The sequence below is a fragment of the Streptomyces sp. NPDC058008 genome, from assembly GCF_042886395.1.
In the GTDB taxonomy this organism is placed as follows: Bacteria; Actinomycetota; Actinomycetes; order Streptomycetales; family Streptomycetaceae; genus Streptomyces.
This window is the reverse complement of sequence record NZ_JBHVQX010000023.1, coordinates 45,795-68,262: the sequence shown is the minus strand read 5'-3', so window position 1 is coordinate 68,262 and position 22,468 is coordinate 45,795. Positions and strand designations below refer to the sequence as shown.

Annotated in this window: 23 protein-coding genes; 15 read left to right on the top strand and 8 right to left on the bottom strand. The window is 72.3% G+C overall.

What is annotated here, in order from left to right; translation table 11 throughout:
• Positions 1-4: 4 nt before the first annotated feature.
• On the bottom strand, positions 5-940 hold the full coding sequence (locus ACFVS9_RS23230; RefSeq protein ID WP_383114929.1) for a M56 family metallopeptidase: 936 nt from the start codon (positions 938-940) through the stop codon (positions 5-7).
• A gap of 87 nt (positions 941-1,027) precedes the next feature.
• Positions 1,028-1,618 carry a DUF5134 domain-containing protein gene (locus tag ACFVS9_RS23225; protein ID WP_383114930.1) on the bottom strand — a complete coding sequence of 197 codons (591 nt, stop codon included), beginning with the start codon at positions 1,616-1,618 and terminating at the stop codon, positions 1,028-1,030.
• A gap of 177 nt (positions 1,619-1,795) precedes the next feature.
• Here ACFVS9_RS23225 and ACFVS9_RS23220 point away from each other — a divergent pair, with 177 nt between their 5' ends.
• Positions 1,796-2,344 (top strand): GNAT family N-acetyltransferase, encoded by a 549-nt coding sequence (locus tag ACFVS9_RS23220; RefSeq protein WP_389935031.1) that lies wholly within the window; start codon positions 1,796-1,798, stop codon positions 2,342-2,344.
• Between the two features lie 40 nt (positions 2,345-2,384).
• Here ACFVS9_RS23220 and ACFVS9_RS23215 read toward each other — a convergent pair whose 3' ends face one another.
• On the bottom strand, positions 2,385-3,035 hold the full coding sequence (locus ACFVS9_RS23215; RefSeq protein WP_383115026.1) for a glycerophosphodiester phosphodiesterase: 651 nt from the start codon (positions 3,033-3,035) through the stop codon (positions 2,385-2,387).
• Positions 3,036-3,314: 279 nt separating this feature from the next.
• Between ACFVS9_RS23215 and ACFVS9_RS23210 the strand changes: the two genes are divergently transcribed.
• The 5 genes from ACFVS9_RS23210 (at position 3,315) to ACFVS9_RS23190 (ending at position 7,994) form a co-directional block, all read left to right on the top strand.
• Positions 3,315-4,712 carry a DUF6421 family protein gene (locus ACFVS9_RS23210; RefSeq protein ID WP_389935028.1) on the top strand — a complete coding sequence of 466 codons (1,398 nt, stop codon included), beginning with the start codon at positions 3,315-3,317 and terminating at the stop codon, positions 4,710-4,712.
• A gap of 26 nt (positions 4,713-4,738) precedes the next feature.
• The gene (locus tag ACFVS9_RS23205) at positions 4,739-5,503 is read left to right on the top strand and encodes an SDR family NAD(P)-dependent oxidoreductase (protein WP_383115017.1); all 765 of its coding nucleotides are present in this window, start codon (positions 4,739-4,741) and stop codon (positions 5,501-5,503) included.
• A complete protein-coding gene (locus tag ACFVS9_RS23200; protein WP_383115018.1) occupies positions 5,482-6,564 on the top strand; it encodes a threonine aldolase family protein in 1,083 nt (360 codons plus the stop codon). The genes ACFVS9_RS23205 and ACFVS9_RS23200 overlap by 22 nt, the downstream gene beginning before the upstream one ends.
• Positions 6,565-6,632: 68 nt before the next feature.
• Complete coding sequence (locus ACFVS9_RS23195) at positions 6,633-7,235, top strand: transglutaminase family protein (RefSeq protein WP_383115019.1); 603 nt, start codon at positions 6,633-6,635, stop codon at positions 7,233-7,235.
• Positions 7,236-7,301: 66 nt separating this feature from the next.
• A complete protein-coding gene (locus tag ACFVS9_RS23190) occupies positions 7,302-7,994 on the top strand; it encodes a B3/4 domain-containing protein (protein ID WP_389935023.1) in 693 nt (230 codons plus the stop codon).
• Positions 7,995-8,026: 32 nt separating this feature from the next.
• On the opposite strand, the gene ACFVS9_RS23185 is transcribed toward ACFVS9_RS23190, so the two are convergent.
• Positions 8,027-8,749 carry a lysophospholipid acyltransferase family protein gene (locus tag ACFVS9_RS23185; RefSeq protein WP_383115021.1) on the bottom strand — a complete coding sequence of 241 codons (723 nt, stop codon included), beginning with the start codon at positions 8,747-8,749 and terminating at the stop codon, positions 8,027-8,029.
• Positions 8,750-8,966: 217 nt separating this feature from the next.
• On the opposite strand from ACFVS9_RS23185, the gene ACFVS9_RS23180 reads away from it, so the two are divergent.
• From ACFVS9_RS23180 to ACFVS9_RS23160, 5 genes are all read left to right on the top strand, one after another.
• Positions 8,967-9,293, top strand: coding sequence for a TlpA family protein disulfide reductase (locus tag ACFVS9_RS23180; RefSeq protein ID WP_389935020.1), 327 nt, complete (start codon positions 8,967-8,969; stop codon positions 9,291-9,293).
• A gap of 196 nt (positions 9,294-9,489) precedes the next feature.
• Entirely contained in the window at positions 9,490-9,993 is a 504-nt protein-coding gene (locus ACFVS9_RS23175) for a flavin reductase family protein (protein WP_389935017.1), read from the top strand.
• Positions 9,994-10,195: 202 nt separating this feature from the next.
• Positions 10,196-10,981, top strand: coding sequence for an electron transfer flavoprotein subunit beta/FixA family protein (locus tag ACFVS9_RS23170; RefSeq protein WP_383115024.1), 786 nt, complete (start codon positions 10,196-10,198; stop codon positions 10,979-10,981).
• Positions 10,982-11,039: 58 nt separating this feature from the next.
• Positions 11,040-12,002 (top strand): electron transfer flavoprotein subunit alpha/FixB family protein, encoded by a 963-nt coding sequence (locus tag ACFVS9_RS23165; protein WP_383115025.1) that lies wholly within the window; start codon positions 11,040-11,042, stop codon positions 12,000-12,002.
• Between the two features lie 170 nt (positions 12,003-12,172).
• Positions 12,173-13,471, top strand: a complete 1,299-nt coding sequence (locus tag ACFVS9_RS23160) for a DUF6986 family protein (RefSeq protein WP_383115696.1) — start codon at positions 12,173-12,175, stop codon at positions 13,469-13,471.
• Between the two features lie 4 nt (positions 13,472-13,475).
• Here ACFVS9_RS23160 and ACFVS9_RS23155 read toward each other — a convergent pair whose 3' ends face one another.
• The gene (locus ACFVS9_RS23155) at positions 13,476-14,504 is read right to left on the bottom strand and encodes a LacI family DNA-binding transcriptional regulator (RefSeq protein WP_383115695.1); all 1,029 of its coding nucleotides are present in this window, start codon (positions 14,502-14,504) and stop codon (positions 13,476-13,478) included.
• A gap of 184 nt (positions 14,505-14,688) precedes the next feature.
• Between ACFVS9_RS23155 and ACFVS9_RS23150 the strand changes: the two genes are divergently transcribed.
• Positions 14,689-15,657, top strand: a complete 969-nt coding sequence (locus tag ACFVS9_RS23150; protein WP_383115694.1) for an ROK family protein — start codon at positions 14,689-14,691, stop codon at positions 15,655-15,657.
• Positions 15,658-15,715: 58 nt separating this feature from the next.
• On the opposite strand, the gene ACFVS9_RS23145 is transcribed toward ACFVS9_RS23150, so the two are convergent.
• Positions 15,716-15,892 (bottom strand): hypothetical protein, encoded by a 177-nt coding sequence (locus ACFVS9_RS23145; RefSeq protein ID WP_383115693.1) that lies wholly within the window; start codon positions 15,890-15,892, stop codon positions 15,716-15,718.
• 195 nt (positions 15,893-16,087) lie between these two features.
• Between ACFVS9_RS23145 and ACFVS9_RS23140 the strand changes: the two genes are divergently transcribed.
• The gene (locus tag ACFVS9_RS23140; protein WP_383115692.1) at positions 16,088-17,131 is read left to right on the top strand and encodes an NUDIX domain-containing protein; all 1,044 of its coding nucleotides are present in this window, start codon (positions 16,088-16,090) and stop codon (positions 17,129-17,131) included.
• Positions 17,132-17,512: 381 nt separating this feature from the next.
• Here the strand turns inward: ACFVS9_RS23140 and ACFVS9_RS23135 are convergent, their stop codons facing one another.
• Complete coding sequence (locus tag ACFVS9_RS23135) at positions 17,513-18,877, bottom strand: dipeptidase (protein WP_383115691.1); 1,365 nt, start codon at positions 18,875-18,877, stop codon at positions 17,513-17,515.
• Positions 18,878-19,072: 195 nt separating this feature from the next.
• Between ACFVS9_RS23135 and ACFVS9_RS23130 the strand changes: the two genes are divergently transcribed.
• A complete protein-coding gene (locus ACFVS9_RS23130) occupies positions 19,073-20,332 on the top strand; it encodes a geranylgeranyl reductase family protein (RefSeq protein ID WP_389935010.1) in 1,260 nt (419 codons plus the stop codon).
• Here ACFVS9_RS23130 and ACFVS9_RS23125 read toward each other — a convergent pair.
• Positions 20,322-20,777 carry a nitroreductase/quinone reductase family protein gene (locus tag ACFVS9_RS23125; protein WP_389935007.1) on the bottom strand — a complete coding sequence of 152 codons (456 nt, stop codon included), beginning with the start codon at positions 20,775-20,777 and terminating at the stop codon, positions 20,322-20,324. The genes ACFVS9_RS23130 and ACFVS9_RS23125 overlap by 11 nt on opposite strands.
• 126 nt (positions 20,778-20,903) lie before the next feature.
• Here ACFVS9_RS23125 and ACFVS9_RS23120 point away from each other — a divergent pair, with 126 nt between their 5' ends.
• Positions 20,904-21,626, top strand: a complete 723-nt coding sequence (locus tag ACFVS9_RS23120) for a TetR/AcrR family transcriptional regulator (protein WP_389935004.1) — start codon at positions 20,904-20,906, stop codon at positions 21,624-21,626.
• Positions 21,627-22,468 lie beyond the last annotated feature (842 nt).

The following is a 22,468-nucleotide window of genomic DNA, read 5'->3' as shown; positions in this document are numbered from 1 at the left end:
GAGGCTATCCCAGGGCGCTGAGTCCCGGCACGAAGGCCACCAGCAGCGGGACGACGGGCACCAGCGCCGCGGCGGCGGTCAGCCGCAGCCGGCGACCCGCGGTGAGCCGTTCCACCGGCGCCAGCAGGCGGTTCACCCTCAGCGGCATGTGAGCGCCGGAGGCGGGCGCCGGACCGAACACGCCGCGGTCCTCGTTGAGTTCGACCAGGGCGAGGGCGATCGTGAGGCGTCCGAAGCGGCGTGACGCCACGTCGTCGGCGGCCAGTTCGACCAGCCGGTGCATCTCGTCGCGGAACGCGGCGAAGACGGGCACCTGCGGGAATCCGGTCGCGAGCGCGCCGGAACAGTTCAGGAGCCAGTCGTGCCGGGCCCGCGCGTGTCCCTGCTCGTGGGCCAGCACGGCGTCCAGCTGACGTCCTTTCAGCCTGCCCAGCGCCGCCGTGGTGACGACGAGTCGGGGAGCCGACCCCGGAAGCCACCAGGCGTCGGGCCGCTCGCCCTCCAGCACCACGAGGCGTCCGCCGCCCGGCTCCTCGCCGGGCAGCAGCGGTGCGCGGACCAGCAGTTCGGCACGCCGCCGCCGGCGGCGGGCCCGGGCCCGGTGGATCTCCCGCACGAGCATGGCGGCCGTCCACACGCCGCCCAGCGCCAGCAGGACCGCGATGACCGCCGACCACGGCCCGTACGCCCCGAGGGCGTACGCCTCGACCACGCCGTGCGGGGCGGGCGCGAAGACGTGGCCGCGCACGGCCTGCCAGGCGGCAGCCGCGCTGAAGGTCATCGAGAGCGCGAACGACAGCAGCACACCGGCGACCACGCACTGCCACACCCACAGGGCCACGACCGGCTCACGCTCGGGCCAACGGGCCCTCGCCATCAGACCCGGGGCCACGACGGCGGCCAGTGCGCCGAGCAGCAGCAGCGCGAGGGAGACCAACATGGGCGTCAGCCTATGAGCGCGGCGGTATCCACGGGTACGGCCGTGCGCGCCAAGTGACGTACGCCACGGGGCGCGGGGCCGCCTGTCTCACAATGTGAGCAGCATCGCGAACATGGCCATCCCCATGGTCAGCCTGCACGCCAGGGCGATCTCCGGCCTGGCGCCCCAGGCCGGGCCGGTCCCGCCGCCGGCCGTCACGGCGAGGGGCCCGGGCGCCGGTATCAGCCGCCCGGCCGCGCGCAGGACGTACAGCGCGTAGTAGAGGAGGAGCACACCGGTCAGCGCGGGGATCCCCCCGGCGGATCCGGCCGCGCCCGCTCCGTGGCCCGCGTGCCCGGCCGCGGCGTGGGTGCCCCCCGGCGCCATGGCGACGGCCATGTAGACCATGGCCAGCGAACCGACCAGGTGGTGCAGGTGGTGGCCACCGCCCCTGGCGTACGCGACCGCGTGCAGCGACGCGGCGCCGAACACCACCGCGTACACCGCCCACAGCCACTCCGGGGGCGTGAGCAGGGCCGGGGGCACCGCCATCGCGGCCATCCCGAACCCCATCAGTGCCTCGGAGCGCGCCGAGGCGCGGTCCCGCCCCGTGCCGTCGCCGGCGCGCAGCAGGCAGTACGCGCCCGCGGCCCCGCACAACGCCATGAGCAGCCAGCCGGACAGTGCCGGTCCGTGCACGGTGCACCTCCCCTGCGGCGGATCACGCCGGTGTCCCCCCATCGATGCCCCGGCGCGGTCGCTCCTACCGGGGCGCATGGGAGTACTGGGGGAGCGCGCCCGCTCCCGCGGGGGCGGTCGGGGGGCGGGTTAGGCTCGGGACGGCACAGTCGGCAGCACACCACCGGAGAAGACCCCATGGACATCGCACCGGCCGCGGCACGGCCCGAGCTGACCTTCCGCGACGCGACGCAGGACGACGTGCCGGCCCTCGTGCGCCTGGTCGAGTCCGCCTACCGGGGCGACGCCAGCCGGGCCGGATGGACCACCGAGGCGGACATCCTCCAGGGGCAGCGCACCGACGCCGACGGGGTCCGCGAGGTGCTCGCGACCCCCTCGGGCCGGATCCTCGTCGCCGAACGGGACGGCGCGCCGGTCGCCTGCTGCCAGCTCGAACACCGGGGCGAGGCCGCGTACTTCGGCATGTTCGCCGTCCGCCCGGACCAGCAGGGCGCGGGCCTGGGCAAGGTGATCATCGCCGAGGCCGAGCGCACGGCCCGCGAGGACTGGGGTGCGAGCGAGATGCACATGACGGTGATCTCGGTCCGCGAGGAGCTCATCGCCTGGTACGAGCGCCGGGGCTACCGCCGTACGGGAGAGCTCACGCCCTTCCCGTACGGCGACGAGCGCTTCGGCATCCCGCAGCGCGCCGACCTCGCGTTCGAGCTGCTGGTCAAGGAGCTGTAGACGGCGCCGGGCGGGCCACCCGCCCGGAACCGCGCCGCGCTCAGGCGGTGAAGCGGCCCGCGCGCCGGATCTCCGGATGGTCGGTCGTCGCGCCGTCCAGATCCAGTGCCCGCGCGAGCCGCAGGTGGTCGGGGGTGTTGACCACCCAGCCGATCACCTTCAGGCCCTCCGCGTGCGCCTGCTCCACCACCTCCAGAGTGAGGCGTCGGATGTTGAGGGCGAGCGTGGCCGCGCCCACCGCCTTCGCACGGTCGACCACATCGCCCTCCCAGCGGCTGGCGATGAGCACCGTCCGTACGCCCGGGACCAGTTGTGCGATCTCGGCGACCGCCTCGTCGTGGAACGAGGACACCTCGACGCGGCCGGCGAGATCGCGCCGCAGCATCACCTCGGCCAGCGCCCGGGCCGCAGCCACGTCCTTGATCTCGGCCTGGACGGGCGAACCGATCGCGTCCAGCACCTCCTCGAAGACGGGCACCCGCTCACCCTGCCCCGCGTCGAGCTCACGGAGCTCCGCCAGCGTCTTCTCGGCGATCAGCCCCTGCCCGTCCGTCGTGCGGTCCACGGCGGCGTCGTGCATCACGGCCAGTGCGCCGTCCTTGCTCAGATGCAGATCCAGTTCGACCGCGTCCATGCCGGCCTGCTCGGCGCGCGCGAACGAGCGCAGCGTGTTCTCCGGCTCGACGCCCATGACCCCGCGATGCCCGATGGTGAGAAAAGTCAAGACACTCCCGCTTCCGTCCGTGGTGTTCGCCCCGCGTGCGGCTCCTACCCCCAGGGAACCAGTTCTCGCCCGCAGGACGGCCCCCGCCCGGCCGGTCGGCGGAAGAACTTGTCCCCCCGATGTATGACAGGAAAAATAACGGTGATGAGGAGGGGTGGCAGGATAATTTTCTGTCCTCCACTTGTCTCGGGGAACCGGGCATGGATACGGTTGCTTGACGCGAGGTTCTCCCGTGAAGGAAGTGTCATGACGGAAATTCTTGAGCACGCCAACGCCACCGGCGCGATAACTGCTGCCCAGCGGGTCGTGGAGCACCCTGGCTGGCCCGCGCTCAAGAGTGCCGTGGAAGAGCTCCGCCCCTGGCAGTCCAAGGACGGCTCCATCGACTTCGAGGCCGAAGGCGCCCCCACCGCCGCCGACGCCGCGTCCGTCGTCGCACGCGTGGTCACCGCGGTCGAGCAGCTCTCCCCGCTGCTCCCGCACGACGACGCCTACCACCGCGCGCTCGTCGCCGACCTGCGCCGCTGGGCCGCCGACGGCTTCGGCGTCCCGGACTTCCTCGACTCCCTCCTCGCCTTCCAGCCCGCCAGGAACCGCGCGGACGGACTCCAGCACCTCGTCGTGTTCGCGATGTACACGCAGAACGGCAACCCGGACCGCAACCTGGAAGCCGTCGTGCTGCGCATGGTCTGGCCCGAGTGGCTCGCCGACCTGGAGGCCACGCGCTACGACAACCCGCTGTTCTGCGGGATCACCTTCGAGGACTTCACCTCGGGCTACGACACCAACTCCGCGGTGCTCTTCCCCGAGACCATCGCCGTGCGCGAGGCGCCCGAGCGCTTCAGCTGGGGCGGCATCTTCTGCGACCGGGAGGCCGCCCGGTTCCGCCGCGTCACCGAGGCGTCCGTCGAGCTGCTGGGCGTCGAGCTGCCCGACGACATCCGGGAGATGATCGGCGACCAGAAGCGCTGCGAGCAGGCCTTCGTGCTCTGGGACATGGTCCACGACCGCACCCACAGCCACGGCGACCTCCCGTTCGACCCCTTCATGATCAAGCAGCGCCAGCCGTTCTGGATGTACGGGCTCGAGGAGCTGCGCTGCGACCTCACCGCCTTCAAGGAGGCCGTGAAGCTGGAGGCCGACGGCTTCGGCCAGGGCCGTGACGTCCAGTTCGCCGTGCTCTTCGACCGGATGTTCCGCTTCCCCGTGACCGGCGAGCGCGTCCGCAACTACGACGGCCTCGGCGGCCAGCTGCTCTTCGCCTACCTCCACAAGCACGACGTGGTCCGCTGGACCGACAACACGCTCAAGATCGACTGGGCCCGCGCCCCGCAGGTCACCAACCAGCTCTGCGGAGAGATCGAGAAGCTCTACCGCGACGGCATCGACCGCCCCAAGCTGGTGCACTGGTTCGCGGCGTACGACCTGGTCGCGACCTATCTCGCGCCCCACCCGGGATCCCGCTGGGCCAAGGGCCCGGACGCCCTGGACCTCGACAAGCCGCCGCGCAGGCTCGTCGACGACGTGCTTCCGGACGAGTTTCCCCTGAGCATGTTCTATGAGGCGCTCTCGAAGAAGCTGAAGCATGTGATCGCCTCCACCAAGGGGATCACAGCGGTGGACGCCGGGCGGGCAGCCGCGTGAGCGCGGGTTCTGAGGAGGCGGTGGCGATGAACGGAACAGGCAGGACCGACAGCGGCGTGCTCGAGGGCGCCGTGATCGCGGTAGCGGGAGCGGCGGGGCCGGCGGGCCGCGCCACGCTGCTGAGGCTCGCGGAGGCGGGGGCGACCGTGGTCGCCTCCGACGCCAACCCCGAGCGGCTGGTCGAAGCGGTCGACGCCGCGCGGTACGCGCACGGCGGCGCGACGGTCACCGGCGACACGGTGGACCTCCTCGACCCGGCGGCCGCGCGGGAATGGGCCCTGAAGACGGAGAAGGAGTTCGGCCGCGTCGACGGTCTGGTGCACCTCGTCGGAGGCTGGCGCGGCAGCTCAGGCTTCGCGGACACCAGCCTCGCCGACTGGGACTTCCTCGAGAAGCTGCTGATCCGTACCGTCCAGTCCACCTCGCTCGCCTTCCACGAGGTCCTCCAGCGCAGCGACCGCGGCCGGTACGTGCTGATCAGCGCGGCGGGGGCCAGCAACCCCACCGCCGGCAACGCGGCCTACGCGGCCTCCAAGGCGGCCGCCGAGGCGTGGACGCTCGCCATGGCCGACGCCTTCCGCAAGGCGGGGGGCGACGCGGGGCCGACAACCGCTGCTGCGATCCTTGTCGTCAAGGCACTGGTGCACGACGCGATGCGCGCCGAGCGACCGAATGCGAAGTTCGCGGGCTTCACCGACGTCACGGAGCTGGCCGAGGCCATCGCCGGAGTCTGGGACAGGTCCGCCGGAGAAGTGAACGGACAACGTCTGTGGCTGACCCCGCAACCGTAACGACCGACGCGCGACGTCATCACGACCCGCAGGTACGCGGTTTCGCCAGCGACAACTACGCGGGTGTGCACCCGGAGGTTCTCGCGGCCCTCGCCCTCGCCAACGGGGGCCACCAGGTCTCCTACGGCGGTGACGCGTACACCGGGCACCTCCAGGAGATCATGCGCGGCCACTTCGGCCCCACGGCGGAGGCCTTCCCGGTCTTCAACGGCACCGGGGCCAACGTGGTCGCCCTCCAGGCCCTGACCGAGCGCTGGGGTGCGGTGATCTGTGCCGAGTCCGCCCACATCAACGTGGACGAGGGCGGCGCGCCGGAGCGGGTGGGCGGCCTGAAGCTGCTCACCGTCCCGACCCCGGACGGCAAGCTCACACCGGAGCTCATCGACCGTGAGGCGTACGGCTGGGACGACGAGCACCGGGCGATGCCGCAGGTCGTCTCGATCACCCAGAACACCGAGCTCGGCACCCTGTACACGCCGGACGAGATCCGCGCCATCTGCGACCACGCCCACGAGCGGGGCATGAAGGTGCACCTCGACGGCGCGCGGATAGCCAACGCCGCGGCGTCGCTGGACGTGCCGATGCGCGCGTTCACCAGCGAGGCCGGTGTCGACGTCCTCTCCTTCGGCGGCACCAAGAACGGTGCCCTCTTCGGTGAGGCCGTCGTCGTGCTGAACCCGGACTCCGTCCGGGCGATGAAGCACCTGCGCAAGCTGTCCATGCAGCTCGCGTCGAAGATGCGCTTCGTCTCCGTCCAGCTCGAGGCGCTGCTCGCGGGCGACCTCTGGCTGCGCAACGCACAGCACGCCAACGCCATGGCCCAGCGGCTCGCGGACGGGGTCAGGACGGTGGACGGGGTGGAGATCCTTTACCCCGTCCAGGCCAACGGCGTCTTCGCGCGCCTGCCGCACGAGGTGGCCGTGCGCCTCCAGGAGCGGTTCCGGTTCTACTTCTGGGACGAGAAGGCCGGCGACGTCCGCTGGATGTGCGCCTTCGACACCCGTGAGGACGACGTCGACTCCTTCGTGCTGGCGCTCAAGGAGGAGATGGCACGACAGTAGCGGCATACCTATGCGGCCGAACGGAAATGTATTGCTTCCGGTCGGCCGCATCCTTACGCTCCAGGGGTATGAAGCTGATCCAGCGCACCCCTGACCTCTCCGCCTATCTCAGGGCCGATGAGGTCATCGACCATCGGCACCGGCTCGTCAGGGAGACCTCCGAGCGTCTTGGCGTCAGGACCGTCGACGCATATACATACGCGTCTGCCGCCTTCGCCTTCGTGCGCGACACCATCCCTCACTCGGCGGACGCGGGAGACCCGCGGGTCACCTGGCGCGCCTCGGACGTCCTCGCCGCCCGTACGGGCATCTGCCATGCCAAGGCGCACGCGCTGACCGCCCTGCTGCGGGCCGCCGGCATCCCCGCCGGGCTCTGCTACCAGCGGCTGACCGGGAGTGACGGTGACGTGAACCTGATCGTCCACGGTCTGGTCGCGGTGCGGCTTCCCGGGTCGGGCCGCTGGGTGCGGCAGGATCCGCGCGGCAACACGGGCGGCATCGACGCCCGGTTCTCGGCGGGGAGGGAGCGGCTCGCCTGGGTGCCGCGACCGCAGTTCAATGAAATGGACTATCCGGTAGTGTATGAAGTACCGCATGCGGCGGTGCTCGATGCCCTCCGGAGTTCCGGCGACCGGGACGAACTCTCCCTCCGGCTTCCCACCGCGCTCTGACGCCCCGGCTCCTCGCGGGCCGGCGGCCCGCCGTGCGGCGGACACCACCCCGACGTAAGGCAGACGATGACCCTGACCCTCACCATCTCCGACGAGGTCCGCGACCTGGCGCCCGGCTTCACCTACCTGGCGGTCGAGGCGCGCGGCCTGGTCAACGGGCCCAGCGACGAGGCCAGTTCGGCCCTGCTGGACGACGCCGGCCGCAGGCTGGCGGAGCGGCTCGACGGACGGGCTCCGCACGAGGACCCGCATGTCGCCGCCTGGCGTGAGGCGTACGCCGCCTTCGGCGCCAAGCCCTCCCGCACCCGCAACTCCGCGGAGGCCCTCGCCAGGCGCGCGCTCACCGACGCGGGGCTGCCCCGCGTCAACCGCCTGGTCGACGCCTACAACGCCGTGAGCGTCGCCCACCTGATCCCGGTCGGCGGTGAGGACGCCGACCGGATCAGGGGCGCGATGCGGCTCGTGCGCGCGACCGGCCGGGAGCCGTTCCCCACCGCCGCGGGCGGCGAGGACGTCGTGGAGCACCCCGCGGCCGGTGAGGTCGTCTGGTGCGACGACGAGGCCGTCACCTGCCGGCGCTGGAACTGGCGCCAGGGTGTGCGCACCCGGCTCACCGAGGACTCGGTGAACGCCGTCTTCCTCCTGGAGGGCCTGGCCCCCCTGACGTCCACGGAGCTCGGCGCGGCGGCCGCCGAGCTCGTCGAGTCCCTCGAGAAGCTCAGCCCCGGGGTGCGGACCACCCTCCACGCACCGGCGTGACGTTTCACCCCGCTCGTGCGCGGCGCGGCGGGTCAGCCGCGCTCGCGCACCTCCGCGGGCGTCGGAGCCGTACCCCCGAGGTGCGCGGGGACCCACCAGGTGTCGGCCGCGTCCTTGGGGCGCACGGGGTAGGCCCGCTGCGCGGCTTCGAGGAGTTCCTGCACGCGCTCACGCAGGCGGCGGGTGATCGCTCCCGCGTACTGGTCGGCGGGGGCCTCCACGGCCTCGCCGACCCGGATCGTGATCGGGGTGTGGCTGCGCCGGAAGTTGCGCGGACGTCCCTTGGTCCACAGCCGCTGGGTGCCCCACAGCGCCATCGGGATCAGCGGGACACCGGCTTCCTGGGCCAGCCGGGCGGCGCCCGACTTGAAGCTCTTCAGGGTGAAGGACTGCGAGATCGTCGCTTCGGGGAAGACACCGACGATCTCTCCGGCGCGCAAGGACGCGAGCGCGTGCGCGTAGGCGTCCTCACCCTGGTTGCGGTCGACGGGAATGTGCTTCATTCCGCGCATCAGCGGTCCGGACACCTTGTGCCGGAACACCGACTCCTTCGCCATGAAGCGCACGAGCCGCTTCTGCGGCAGGGCGCCGAGTCCGGTGAAGATGAAGTCGAGATAGCTGATGTGGTTGCTGACCAGAACCGCGCCACCGGTCTTCGGGATGTGCTCCGAACCCTGGGTGTCGATCTTCAGGTCGAGCGCCTTGAACAGCGTGCGAGCGGCGCCGATGACCGGCCGATAGACGAGTTCTGCCATCTGGATGAAGACCCTTCTTCAATGCCTGGGGGGTTCTCCCGGCGGAAGTTACGCAGCCGTAGGTTTTCGGCATTGGGGCGATCGTGCCCCATGCGCGACGCCGTGGCCAGCCCCAAAGGGCCCGGGGCGAGAGATTCTCGTCACGTGAATCGCCGGGGAATGTAATGCGGCCGCCGGACGCTGACCCTTTGCGCAGAGCTCTGAGAGGGAGGCGGGGATGGACGGACCGACACGGGCCGGTGTACTGGACGCGGCCCAACTCGGCGCGGAACTGGGGGATCGGGCGACTCTCGTGCAGTTCTCGAGTGCCTTCTGCCAGCCGTGCCGCGCCACCAGGCGCACCCTGGCGGAGGTGGCCGGGATGGTCGAGGGGGTCGCGCACGTCGAGATCGACGCCGAGGCGCATCTCACGCTCGTACGCGGCCTCGGCATCAGCCGGACCCCCACCGTCCTCGTGCTCGACGCGCGGGGCCGCATCGTGCGGCGGGGGGTGGGTCAGCCGCGCACGGTGGATGTCGTCGCCGCCCTGGGGCAGGCGATGTGACGGGCCGTGACACATCTCCCACATGACGGGACGCACTTGACTGTGTACGCCACGCATCGTCAGTCTGACGCTATGCCGCCAGAACTCCTTCTCTTCGGCCGGGTCCATGTCGACCTCGTGCGCCACGCGAGTGCGCGCTGTCCGGGTGCCTGAAGAACCCACGGCCCCGTACACCTCCTCGCAGAAGGATCTCCCCATGACGGCCTCGCCAGATCTCCGCACGGCACGGACAGCCCCCGCACTCCTGCGCTCCGTCTTCCGGCAGCACGCCGCGGGCGTCGCCGTGATCACCGCCGCGGGCGCACAGCCGGCCGGGTTCACCGCCACCTCGCTCAACTCCGTCGCCGCCGAGCCGCCCCTCGTCTCCTTCGGCGTGGGCACCTCGTCCTCCAGCTGGCCCGTGGTCGCGGAGGCGGAGCACGTCGGCGTGCACATACTCGGCGAGGACCAGCAGGAGCTCGCCGCGACGTTCGCCCGCAGCGGTGCCGACCGGTTCGGCCCGTCCACCGACTGGCACAGCGGGCCCGAGGGGGTGCCACTGCTCGGGGGAGTGGTGGCCTGGCTGGTGTGCCGGGTGGTCGCCCGGATCCCCGCCGGGGACCACCGCATCGTGATCGCCGAGGTCGTGGCCGGGGACCCCACGCGGGGCGGCCGGCCGCTGGTCTACCACCAGGGCGCTTTCACCGCTCTGCGAGACTGAGGGTGAGCAGGGCGGCGACGGAACGGGACCCGTTGGCTACGTCACAGTTCCAAGCGCTTGCTCATGGGTAACGTAATGGGTGTACTGGCGAGTAATATCGGCCCGGGAGCCCGGTCCCCCCGGACCGGAAACCGCCCGATAAGGCGCCTATGCTGCGTGCAACAAGGCAGCCCGGAAATGACGATGCAGTAGGAGAGCCGGCGTGAGCTTGAGGATCGTTGTCTGTGTGAAGTACGTGCCCGACGCCACCGGCGACCGGCACTTCGCCGATGACCTGACCCTGGACCGTGACGACGTCGACGGTCTGCTGTCGGAGCTCGACGAGTACGCGGTCGAGCAGGCGCTGCAGATCGCCGACGAGGCGGACGACGCGGAGATCACCGTTCTCACGGTGGGCCCCGAGGACGCCAAGGACGCGCTGCGCAAGGCGCTGTCGATGGGTGCGGACAAGGCCGTCCACGTCGAGGACGACGACCTCCACGGCACCGACGTCATCGGCACCTCCCTGGTTCTGGCCAAGGCCGTGGAGAAGACCGGTTACGACCTGGTCATCTGCGGCATGGCGTCGACGGACGGCACCATGGGCGTGCTCCCCGCGCTGCTCGCGGAGCGCCTCGGCGTCCCGCAGGTCACGCTGCTCTCCGACGTCTCGGTCGAGGGCGGCACCGTCAAGGGCCGCCGCGACGGCGACACCGCCAGCGAGCAGCTCGAGGCGTCCCTGCCCGCGGTGGTCTCCGTGACCGACCAGTCGGGCGAGGCCCGCTACCCGTCGTTCAAGGGCATCATGGCGGCCAAGAAGAAGCCGGTCGAGTCCCTGGACCTCGAGGACCTGGAGATCGAGGCGGACGAGGTCGGCCTGGGCGGCTCCTGGACCGCCGTCGACTCCGCGGCCGAGCGTCCCGCCCGCACGGCGGGCACGATCGTCAAGGACGAGGGCGAGGGCGGCAAGCAGCTGGCCGAGTTCCTTGCGGGCCAGAAGTTCATCTGAGCCCCGGCCACCCCTCCCACCGCCCCGCACTCCCTCGCACGCAGGAGATTGAAGTCCCATGGCTGAAGTTCTCGTCTATGTCGACCACGTGGACGGTGCCGTCCGCAAGCCCACCCTGGAGCTGCTGACGCTCGCCCGCCGCATCGGCGAGCCGGTCGCCGTCGCCCTCGGCGGCGGGGCCGCGGACACCGCCGCCGCGCTCGCCGAGCACGGCGCGGTCAAGGTACTGACCGCCGACGCCCCGGAGTTCGCCGACTACCTCGTCGTGCCGAAGGTGGACGCCCTGCAGGCCGCCTACGACGCCGTGTCCCCGGCGGCCGTGCTGCTGCCCTCCTCGGCCGAGGCCAAGGAGATCGCGGCCCGTCTCGCGCTCCGCATCGGTTCCGGCATCATCACCGACGCCGTCGACCTGGAGGCCGGTGACCAGGGCCCGGTCGCCACGCAGTCCGCGTTCGCCGCCTCGTACACCACCAAGTCCCGTGTCTCCAAGGGCACTCCGGTCATCACGGTCAAGCCGAACTCGGCCGCCGTCGAGGCCGCCCCCGCCGCGGGTGCCGTCGAGGCCCTCACGGTCTCCTTCTCCGCCACGGCCACCGGTACCAAGGTCCTCTCGCGCACCCCGCGCGAGTCGACCGGGCGTCCGGAGCTGACCGAGGCCGCGATCGTCGTCTCCGGCGGACGCGGAGTCAACGGCGCGGAGAACTTCGCGGTCATCGAGGCGCTCGCCGACTCGCTCGGTGCGGCCGTGGGTGCCTCGCGCGCCGCGGTCGACGCCGGCTGGTACCCGCACACCAACCAGGTCGGCCAGACCGGCAAGTCGGTCTCGCCGCAGCTGTACATCGCCTCCGGCATCTCCGGCGCGATCCAGCACCGTGCCGGCATGCAGACCTCGAAGACCATCGTCGCGGTCAACAAGGACGCCGAGGCCCCGATCTTCGACCTCGTCGACTACGGCGTCGTCGGGGACCTCTTCAACGTCGTCCCGCAGCTCACCGACGAGGTCAAGTCCCGCAAGGGCTGACCCGGCAGGAGCTCTGCCCGTACACCGGCCCGGGGCCGCGCGGTGTTCCCACCGCGCGGCCCCGGGCCGTTCCGGATCACCATTGACGCGGGACCGGGAGACTTATAACTTCACTATGCGGATGAAAGATTCCAGGAAGCGGAATTACTGAATACGTGGAGGGTACGGACATGGGTCAGCAGGAGAAGGTGGCGACGAGCCTCGCCGGCACGGTCGGTGACGAGATCAGCGCCTCCCTCGCACCGGTGGACGCCGAACTCGCCCGCCGCTACCCGGGGGACCCCGGTACCCGCCAGCCCGTCCACACCGTCTACGTGCCCGCCGACAGCTTCACCTCCACCACCCTGCGCGGCTGGGGCGACCAGGCACTGGCGGCGCTCGACGAACACGCCCCCGACGCCGCCGCGTTCGCCTCGGTCCTCGGGATCCCGCAGGAGCTCGCGGAGGCCGTCCACGACCGCGTACGGGCCAAGCTGGAGCGCGAGCCGGTGGAAGACCTGCGCATCGACTTCGAGGACGGCTACGGGCCCCGGCCCGACGCCGAGGAGGACCAGGCGGCCGCCCGCGCGGCGCGACTGGTGGCCGAGGCGTACGCCGGCGGGACCGCGGCACCGTACATGGGCATCCGGATGAAGTGCATGGAGGCCGCCGTACGCGACCGGGGCATCCGTACCACGGACATCTTCCTCACCGGCCTGATGCGGGCCGGAGGCCTTCCCGAGGGGCTCGTCCTGACGCTGCCCAAGGTGACGTACCCCGAGCAGGTCACCGCCTTCGTGCGGCTCCTCGAAGCCTTCGAGGAGGGCCACGGCCTGCCGTCCGGGCGCCTCGGGTTCGAGATCCAGATCGAGACCAGCCAGTCCATCCTCGCGGCGGACGGCACCGCCGCCGTGGCCCGCATGATCGACGCGGCCCAGGGCCGGGCGACGGGACTGCACTACGGGACCTTCGACTACAGCGCCTGCGTCGGCGTCAGCCCCGCCTACCAGGCCGGCGACCACCCCGCGGCCGACCACGCCAAGGCGGTCATGCAGGTGGCCGCGGCGGGCACCGGGGTGCGGGTCTGCGACGGTTCCACCAACGTGCTGCCCGTCGGCCCCACCGAGCAGGTCCACGACGCCTGGCGCCTCCACCACGGCCTCACCCGGCGCGCCCTGGCCCGCGCCTACTACCAGGGCTGGGACATGCACCCGGGCCATCTGCCCACCCGCTACGCCGCCGTGTACGGCTTCTACCGCGAGGGCCTCGGCCAGGCCGCGTCCCGGCTCGCCGCCTACGTGGCCAAGGCCGGCGGGGACGTCATGGACGAGCCGGCCACCGCGAAGGCCCTCAGCGGCTATCTGCTCCGGGGCATCGACTGCGGCGCCCTGGACACCACGGAGGTCCGGGCCCTCACCGGTCTCACCCGGGAGGACCTCGACACGTTCGCGGCGCCGCGCCGCGGCGGGCTGACGGTGACGGCGCCGTGAGCCGTCACGCGGGCGGGAGCTCCCCCGAGCCGCGCGCGATGAGCCGGGTCGGCAGCTCCACCCTCGCGGGGGCGTGAGCCGCGCCGTCGAGGCGGCGGAACAGGTGCTCCGCGGCGGTCCTGCCGACCGCCGCGGCGTCCTGCGAGATCACCGTGATGCCCAGCAGATCGGCGAGTTCGATGTCGTCGAAGCCGACCAGGGCGATCCGGCGGTCGCACTCGGCGAGGACGCGGACGGCGGTGACCGTCACCCGGTTGTTGCCCGCGAAGAGCGCGGTCACCGGGTCGGGACCGGCCAGCATCGCCTCGACGGCGGCCCTGACCCGGGCGGGGTCGGTCGGGCCGAGGGACACCCAGGCGTCCTCGACCGTGATCCCGGCGTCGGTCATCGCCGCGTGGTATCCGCGCAGCCGTTCCGTCGCGGTGTGGATGCGCGGCTGGTCGCCGACGAATCCGATCCGGCGGTGGCCGTGTGCCACCAGATGGGCCACGCCCGCGCGGGCTCCGCCGTAGCTGTCCGACAGGACCATGTCCGCGTCGACCCGTCCCGCCGGACGGTCGACGAACACCGTGGCGATGCCGGCCTTCATCTCGGGCTCCAGATAACGGTGGTCGTCCCCGGCCGGGATCACGATCAGTCCGTCCACCCTGCGGGCGCAGAGCGCGAGGACGAGCTCCTGCTCGCGCTCCGGGTCCTCGGCGCTGGAGCCGTTGATCAGCAGGGCGCCGTGCGCGCGGGCCACTTCCTCGACGGCGCGGCTCAGCGGCCCGTAGAAGGGGTCCGCGAGGTCCTCCAGGACCAGGCCGATCGACGCGGTGCGGCCCTTGCGCAGCACCCGCGCGCTGTCGTTGCGGCGGAAACCGAGTGCGTCGATGGCCTCCTGGACGCGGCGCTCGGTGTCGGGGGTGACTCCGGGCTCGCTGTTCACCACGCGTGAGACCGTCTTGAGGCCCACTCCCGCACGGGCTGCCACGTCCTTCATGGTCGGCCTGTTGCCGTAGCGGGACTCGGAATGGCGGGCGGTCTCGGCCACGGTGCGCTGTCCTGTCGTCGGGAACGGATGATTCCGGCTCCTTCCCGGCGGTGCCGGGGAGGAGCCGGATGCTGTGGCGTCGAGCATAGGCCCTGGACAACGTTGTCAAGAGAATGGAGACTGGGTGGACCACCTGACTGAATTCGCAGGTCCCGCGCCTCACCCCTCCGGAGAGTCCACACCGATGCATACCGACCTCGTCGCCGCGCTCGACATCGGCGGTACAAAGATCGCCGGGGCGTTGGTGGACGGCGGCGGATCCCTCCTGGCACGGGCGCGGCGCCCCACACCGGCCCGTGAGGGCGCCGAGGCCGTGATGGGCGCGGTGAGCGGCGTCCTCGCCGAGCTGACCGCCTCTCCGCTCTGGCACCGGGTGCGCGCGGTCGGCATCGGCAGCGCGGGACCGGTGGACGCCTCGGCCGGCACGGTCAGCCCGGTCAACGTGCCCGGCTGGCGGGGCTTTCCCCTGGTGGACCGGGTGGCCGCGGCGACCGGCGGGCTGCCCGTCACCCTTGTCGGCGACGGGGTCGCGATGACCGCCGCCGAGCACTGGCTGGGCGCCGCCCGTGGGTACGACAACGCGCTGTGCATGGTCGTCTCCACCGGCGTCGGAGGCGGCCTCGTGCTCGGTGGAAAGCTGCACCCGGGCCCCTCCGGAAACGCCGGTCACATCGGCCACATCAGCGTCGACCTGGACGGTGACCGCTGCCCCTGCGGCGCCCGGGGGTGTGTGGAGCGGCTCGCCAGCGGGCCCAACATCGCCCGGCGCGCCCTGGAGAACGGCTGGCGCCCCGGCCCGGACGGCGATGCCACGGCCGCCGCCGTGGCGGCGGCCGCCCGGGCGGGAGACCCGGTCGCGGCCGCTTCCTTCGAACGCGCCGCCCAGGCGCTCGCCGCCGGGATAGCTGCCACCGCCACCCTGGCCGAGATCGACATCGCCGTGATCGGAGGGGGAGTCGCGGGCGCGGGTGAGGTGCTCTTCGCACCGCTGCGCGCCTCGCTGCGCGACTACGCCACGCTCTCCTTCGTCCAGGGACTGACCGTCACCTCCGCGGTGATGGGCGCCGACGCGGGCCTGGTGGGCGCCGCGGCCGCGGCCTCGGCGGTACGCCCCGGCGCCTCGAACGGCGTGCGGGCGGTGGCCGCACCGTAGCCGTCCCCCGGCCTCCCCGGCCGGCGGTCGTCCCGCGGGCGCAGCCCGCCCCTCCCGGTCAGCGGCCCCGGTCCGTCGCCTGCTGGGGCACGACCACCAGGAAGACGTCCTGCTCCAGGTCCATCACGACCTCGGCGGCCACACCCTCGCCGCGGCGCGCCGCAGCGAACTCCTCCGCGGGACGGCTCCCGCGCGGCCCTCCGGCGGGAAAGCGCTCAAGTACCGTGCGGCGCACCGCGTACCCCCTCGTCGTTCCAGTGACTGCCCGCTCCAACGACGTCCGGCCGCTCCCCGTTACGGCGGCGCGGCCGCGCGGACCCGTCCAGCCGAGCGCCCCGGCGCCCGCGCCCGCGCAACCGCATGGCTCCCGCGGGTTTCCGGAGCGGGGTGTTGCGGGCAAGCCACAGGGGGCTACGGAAGAGGGGGACCCGTGATCGTCTGGATCAACGGTGCGTTCAGTGCGGGCAAGACCAGTGCCGCGTGCGAACTGATCGATCTGATCCCGAACAGCACCTTCTACGACCCCGGGCTGACCGGCGGCGGACTGCGCCGGCTGCTGCCCCCGAAGAAGCTCGCCGAGGTGACCGACTTCCAGGACCTGCCGATATGGCGGCGCCTGGTGGTCGACACGGCGGCCGCGCTCCTCGCCGAACTCTCCGGGGTCCTGGTGGTCCCGATGACCCTCCTGAGACAGGACTACCGCGACGAGATCTTCGGCGGGCTCGCCGCCCGGCGCATACCGGTGCGCCACATACTGCTCTCACCTGAGGAAACGATCCTGCGTAGGCGGATCGCCGAGCGCGAGGAACGCGCCGGTGACCCCGAGCGCGACGAGCGTGTCCGGCAGTGGGCGTACGAGCACATCGAGCCCTACCGGGCGGCCCTCGGGTGGCTCACCGCCGACGCCCACACGATCGACACCAGCACCCTCACCCCGCACGAGACGGCCCAGCGGATCGCGGACGCGCTGCGCACGGGCGAGGCCAGGGAGTGCGGGATCGTCCAGACCCCCGAACCCCGGGCGGAGACGGTGGCGTCCGGGGTGCTGCTCTTCGACGAACAGGACCGGGTGCTGCTCGTCGATCCGACCTACAAACCGGGCTGGGAGTTCCCCGGCGGTGTGGTGGAGCCGGGGGAGGCCCCCGCGCAGGCCGGGATACGCGAGGTCGCCGAGGAGATCGGGCTCCGCCTGGACGAGCCGCCGAAACTGCTCGTGGTCGACTGGGAGGCGCCGAAGCCGCCCGCGTACGGGGGACTGCGCTTCCTGTTCGACGGGGGCCACCTGTGCGGCGAGGAGGCCGCACACCTGCTCCTGCCCGGTTCGGAACTGCGCGGCTGGCGGTTCGTCACCGAGGAGGAGGCCGCCGGCATGCTCCCGCCGACACGCTTCGAACGGCTTCGCTGGGCACTGCGCGCCCGCGAGCGGTCGACCGTGCTGAACCTCGAGGCCGGGGTGCCCGTGGGCGGCCGGTAGGCTCTGCCGCCCCTCTCCGTCGGCCCCGGCCCCCGTCGGACCCCGGCGAAAGCGCACCCGAGGGTGTGACGCGCCCCGGCCGGGCGGCCCCTACAAGGCGGGGGCGGCCCCGCGACGGCCGCGTCACCCGGCCACCGTCCACACGGCGGATCCGCGACGGCCGCGTCACCCGGCCGCCGTCCGCACGGCGGACCCAGGGCGGCGGGCCGCCCGTCGCCCGGGCTCGCGCTCCGGGCGACACGGGTAGTCCGTACAAGGGCAGTCCGTGCACGGGCGGTCCGTACCCGGGTAGTCCGTACCCCGGCACGCCGTGCGGACCTCAGGCCTTCCTGACCCCGGCACTCCGTACCCGGCCGTGTACACCGGCACCCCGTGCGGACCTCAGCCCTTCCTGGACTCCGCGTAGTTCCGCAGGAACAGGGCCTCCGCGACCGAGAGCCGCTCGAGTTCCTCGGGGGACACGCTCTCGTTCACCGCGTGGATCTGGGCCTCTGGCTCGCTCAGCCCGATGAGCAGGATCTCCGCCTGCGGATACAGGGCGGCCAGGGTGTTGCACAGCGGGATGGAACCCCCCATGCCCGAGGACTGCATCTCCTCACCCGGGTAGGCGAGCCGCATGGCCTCGGCCATCGACGTGTACGCGGGGCTGGTGGTGTCGGCGCGGAACGGCTGCCCCTGGCCGACCTGTTCGACGGAGACCCGCGCACCCCACGGGGCGTGGGCCCGGAGGTGGGCGGTCAGCAGCTCGGTGGCCTCGGCGGCGTCCTGGCCCGGCGGCACCCGCAGGCTCACCTGTGCACGGGCGCTCGCCTGCAGCGAGGGGGTGGCCCCGACGACCGGCGGGCAGTCGATGCCGATGACGGTGACCGCGGGCCGCGCCCAGATGCGGTCGGCGACCGTGCCGGTGCCGATCAGCCCCACGCCGTCGAGCACCTTGGCGTCCGTACGGAACTCGTCCTCGGGGTACCGCAGTCCGTCCCACTCCGCGTCGTTCGTCAGTCCGTCGACCGTGGTCGTGCCGTCCTCGTCCCGCAGGGATGCCAGCAGCTGGATCATGGCCGCCAGCGCGTCCGGGGCCGCGCCGCCGAACTGGCCCGAGTGCAGGTTCCCTTCGAGCGTGTCCAGGCGCACCCGCAGCATCGTCATGCCCCGCAGCGTGGCGGTGACGGTGGGGAGCCCGACACGGAAGTTGCCGGTGTCACCGATGACGATAGTGTCGGCGGCCAGCAGTTCGGGGTGCGCCTCGGCGTACTGTTCCAGGCCGCCCGTGCCCTGCTCCTCCGAGCCCTCCGCGATCACCTTGACGGAGACCGGGACGCCGCCGTTCGCTTTGAGGGCGCGCAGCGCGAGCAGGTGCATGATGAAGCCGCCCTTGCAGTCCGCGGCACCCCGGCCGAACCAGCGGCCGTCGCGCTCGGTCAGCTCGAACGGCGGGGAGAGCCAGGCGGACTCGTCCAGCGGGGGCTGCACGTCGTAGTGCGCGTAGAGCAGCACGGTGGGCGCGCCGGCCGGGCCGGGAAGGTAGCCGTACACCGACTGGGTCCCGTCAGGGGTGTCGAGCAGGGCGACGTCCTGGAAGTCCTCGGCGCGCAGCGCGTCGGCGACCCAGCCGGCCGCCGCCACGCACTCGCTCCTGGGGAACTGCGCGGTGTCCGCGACCGACCGGAAGGCCACCAGCTCGGCGAGCTCCGCCTTCGCGCGGGGCATCAGCGAGGCAACGGTCTCGGAAATCGGACGGGCGGTCATGGGCACGCTCCTCGTGGGTGCGACGTTAGGACTAGGGCGCGACGCGTTACGCGGCCGGGGGCGACGCCGGGGACGCGACGTCGCGTGTACGACGAATTCGAGGCTGATCCTCCCACAGAGGAGTTCGGCCGCGGCGCGCCGTAGGATGCCGTGAGCAGTTGGGGCCACTGGTCGGATCGGGAGCAGAAGCACATCGTGAGCAGCGAGAACGCAGACGCCGGAATTGAGCCGGATGAGTCGTCGTCGGTACCGCAGGAGTCCTCGGTATGGGACGTCGTCGTGGTCGGCGCGGGCCCGGCGGGAGCATCCGCGGCGTACGCGGCGGCAGTCGCAGGCCGCCGGGTGCTGTTGCTGGAGAAGGCGGAGATCCCCCGCTACAAGACATGCGGCGGCGGAATCATCGGGTTCTCGCGGGATTCCCTGCCCCCCGGATTCGAACTGCCCCTCAAGGACAGGATCCACGCGGTCACCTTCTCGCTCAACGGGAAGCTGTCGCGCACCCGCAAGTCCAAGCGCATGCTCTTCGGGCTGATCAACCGGCCGGAATTCGACGCCGGCCTGGTGGAGGAGGCCCAGAAGGCGGGCGCCGAGCTGCGTACGGGCGTCGCGGTGACGCGGGTCGAGCAGCACGGCACCGCCGTGCCCGACCGGCGTACGGTCGCCGTGGTGCTGGCCGGTGGCGAGACGGTGCTCGCGCGTGCCGTCGTCGGCGCCGACGGGAGCGCGGGGCGTATAGGAGCTCATGTCGGGGTGAAGCTCGACCAGGTGGACCTCGGCCTCGAGGCGGAGATCCCCGTTCCGGAGACGGTCGCCGAGGACTGGGCGGGGCGGGTACTCATCGACTGGGGTCCGATGCCCGGGAGTTACGGCTGGGTCTTCCCCAAGGGGGACACGCTCACCGTCGGTGTGATCTCGGCGCGGGGCGACGGCGCGGGGACCAAGCGGTACCTGGAGGACTTCGTCGGCAGGCTGGGTCTCGCCGGGTTCGAACCGAAGATCTCCTCCGGCCATCTGACCCGCTGCCGCAGCGACGACTCGCCGCTCTCCCGTGGCCGGGTGCTCGTCTGCGGCGACGCGGCGGGGCTCCTGGAGCCCTGGACCAGGGAGGGCATCTCCTTCGCCCTGCGGTCCGGGCGGCTCGCGGGCGAATGGGCGGTGCGCATCGCGGAGTCGCACGACGCGGTCGACGCCCGGAGGCAGGCACTCAACTACGCGTTCGCGGTCAAGGCCGGGCTGGGCGTGGAGATGAGCGTCGGACGGCGCATGCTGAGGCTCTTCGAGCGGCGCCCCGGACTCCTGCACGCGGCGCTGACCGGCTTCCGCCCCGCCTGGAACGCGTTCGCGGGCATCACCCGGGGGACGACGTCCCTGGCCGAGCTGGTCCGCTCACATCCGCTGGCCCAGCGCGCGCTGCACGTCGTCGACCGTCAGGGGGCGGACCGGATCAGCTCCTGAGCGTGATCCGGAAGACGGGGTGGTCCGGGCACGCGGCCAGGAGTTCGGCATCGGCCGACTTCGCCGTGACGCCCTGGAAGTACTGAGCGACCTCCCAGCCCCAGCGCTTCAGGTAGGCGCGGAGGATCCGCACCTTCTGCTCGTCGTCGGCGATCTCGACGGAGGTGAACCCGCGGACCTTCCGGCCCACCTTCAGTTCTCCGCCTCCGGCCGCGCGCAGGTTGCGCACCCACTGCGAGTGGCCGCGGGCGGAGACCAGGTACTGGACGCCTTCGTACCCGTGGGGATTGACGGGGACGCGCTGCATCCGGCCGCTCCTGCGGCCCGTCACCGACAGCTCCGCCGAGCCCAGAAGGCTGACGCCGTGGCGTGCGAGCCATCCGACGGCCCTGTTCATCCGCTGCGCGAAGGCGCCGGCCTGTAGGTAGTACGGCTGCTGCGACATGGTGACCTCCACCCTTGAGAGAGCAGTGCTCTCGCTTGAGATCAGTGTGCACGCGCTCGATGCTCCAAAGCAAGAGCACTGCTCTCGTTGGTGTGCGGTGCTCCCGTCGCGTGGCAGACTGACGTCATGAGCGCCATTCGAGGAGCCAGGGAACGCGCCCGCGTCGAAGTCACCGCGGCGATCAAGGCCGAGGCCAGGAAGCAGCTCGCGGCGGAAGGCGCCGCGAAGCTCTCCCTTCGTGCCGTGGCCCGTGAACTCGGCATGGCGTCCTCCGCGCTCTACCGGTACTTCCCCTCCCGCGACGACCTGTTGACGGCTCTGATCGTCGACGCCTACGACGCGATGGGCGAAGCCGCGGAGACGGCCCGTGCGGAGGCCGACGGCATGGGGCTTTCCCATCCCGACCGCTGGACCGCGGTGGCCTGCGCCGTACGGGACCGGGCCCTCGCGCACCCCCATGAGTACGCGTTGGTCCACGGCTCGCCGGTCCCTGGTTACACGGCCCCGCCGGACACCGTCGGCCCCGCCTCCCGGGTGGGCCAGGTCCTCATCGGCCTCGTGCACGACGCCCGCCTCGCGGACGGCGTCGCCGTCCCCCGGCTGCCCCCGGGGCTGCGGCCCGAGGCCGCGCGCATGGCCGCCGATCTCGCACCGGATCTTCCTCCGGCCTTCGCGGTGGCCCTCGTTTCCGCGTGGGCGCAGCTCTTCGGGCTGATCTCCTTCGAGGTCTTCGGCCAGTTCACCCGCGTCGTCGAAGCGCGCGAACTGTTCTTCCGGCACGCCGTCCATGAGCTCGGACGCTCGGTGGGGCTCCTGGAGGGCCGGCCCGGCGGGGGCACCGGCACCTGAGACGGCGGGCACGCGGGGCGGGGACGCGTCGCTCAGGCCTGTCGAGTCCGGCGGGCGGCGTGGCTGACGGAGTGAGGCGCGCGTGCTTGCTCAGCTTGTCCGTCAGGGCGCGGAGTTGACGCCGTTCGCGGTGGTCCGGGCCCGGGGGCCGGGGTGTGGCGAGCGGATGAGTGGAGGCGCTGGTGCGTCGGCTCCGTTTCCTGCACGCGGAGCCGTCCGCTGTCGGCTGTCCGCCGTCCGCCCAGGTCCTCCGCCTGGGTCTTCCACCTGGATCTTCTGAGCAAGAGCCTGGGGTGAGGCGCCGGACCGACGTACCGGGGGTGCAGGTGAGCGGGCCCGCGAGCGAGCCCGGGTGGCCCGTCCGGCCAGGATCGGCGGGGGTGCCGGTGCGCCTCACCGGCCTTCGCCCGTGGTGCGGGGGCGCACGCCGGGCGTGCGAACCGGACCCCGAACCGTACTTGCGGACGTCCGGAGGCGGCGGCCCGGTGGTCCTGCCGGGACCGGGACCCGGGCGGTCCTCCCGGATCCGAGCGGTTGCCGACGGTCCGGCCCGTGCGACGCCGGGGCGGTCAGGCTCACCCGCCTGCGTGCGCGGTGAGTGCGTACCCGAGGCGTTCGAATCCGGGCCCCCGGGTTCCTTCCCCGGGGCCGAACGGGATGAGTGGCAACCTGTGATGCGGGCGGTGGAGGCGCGAGACGTTTCGCGGTTGCCGGAGGACGGCCCGCCCCTGATCGCCGAGTTCGCGTCCTCTTCCGAGGAGGTGGCGATGGCGGCGCCGAGGTGTGGGTCGGCCGGTAGGCCGTGGGCGGAATGCGCGACCCGGTTCGGCGTCGGAGGCGCG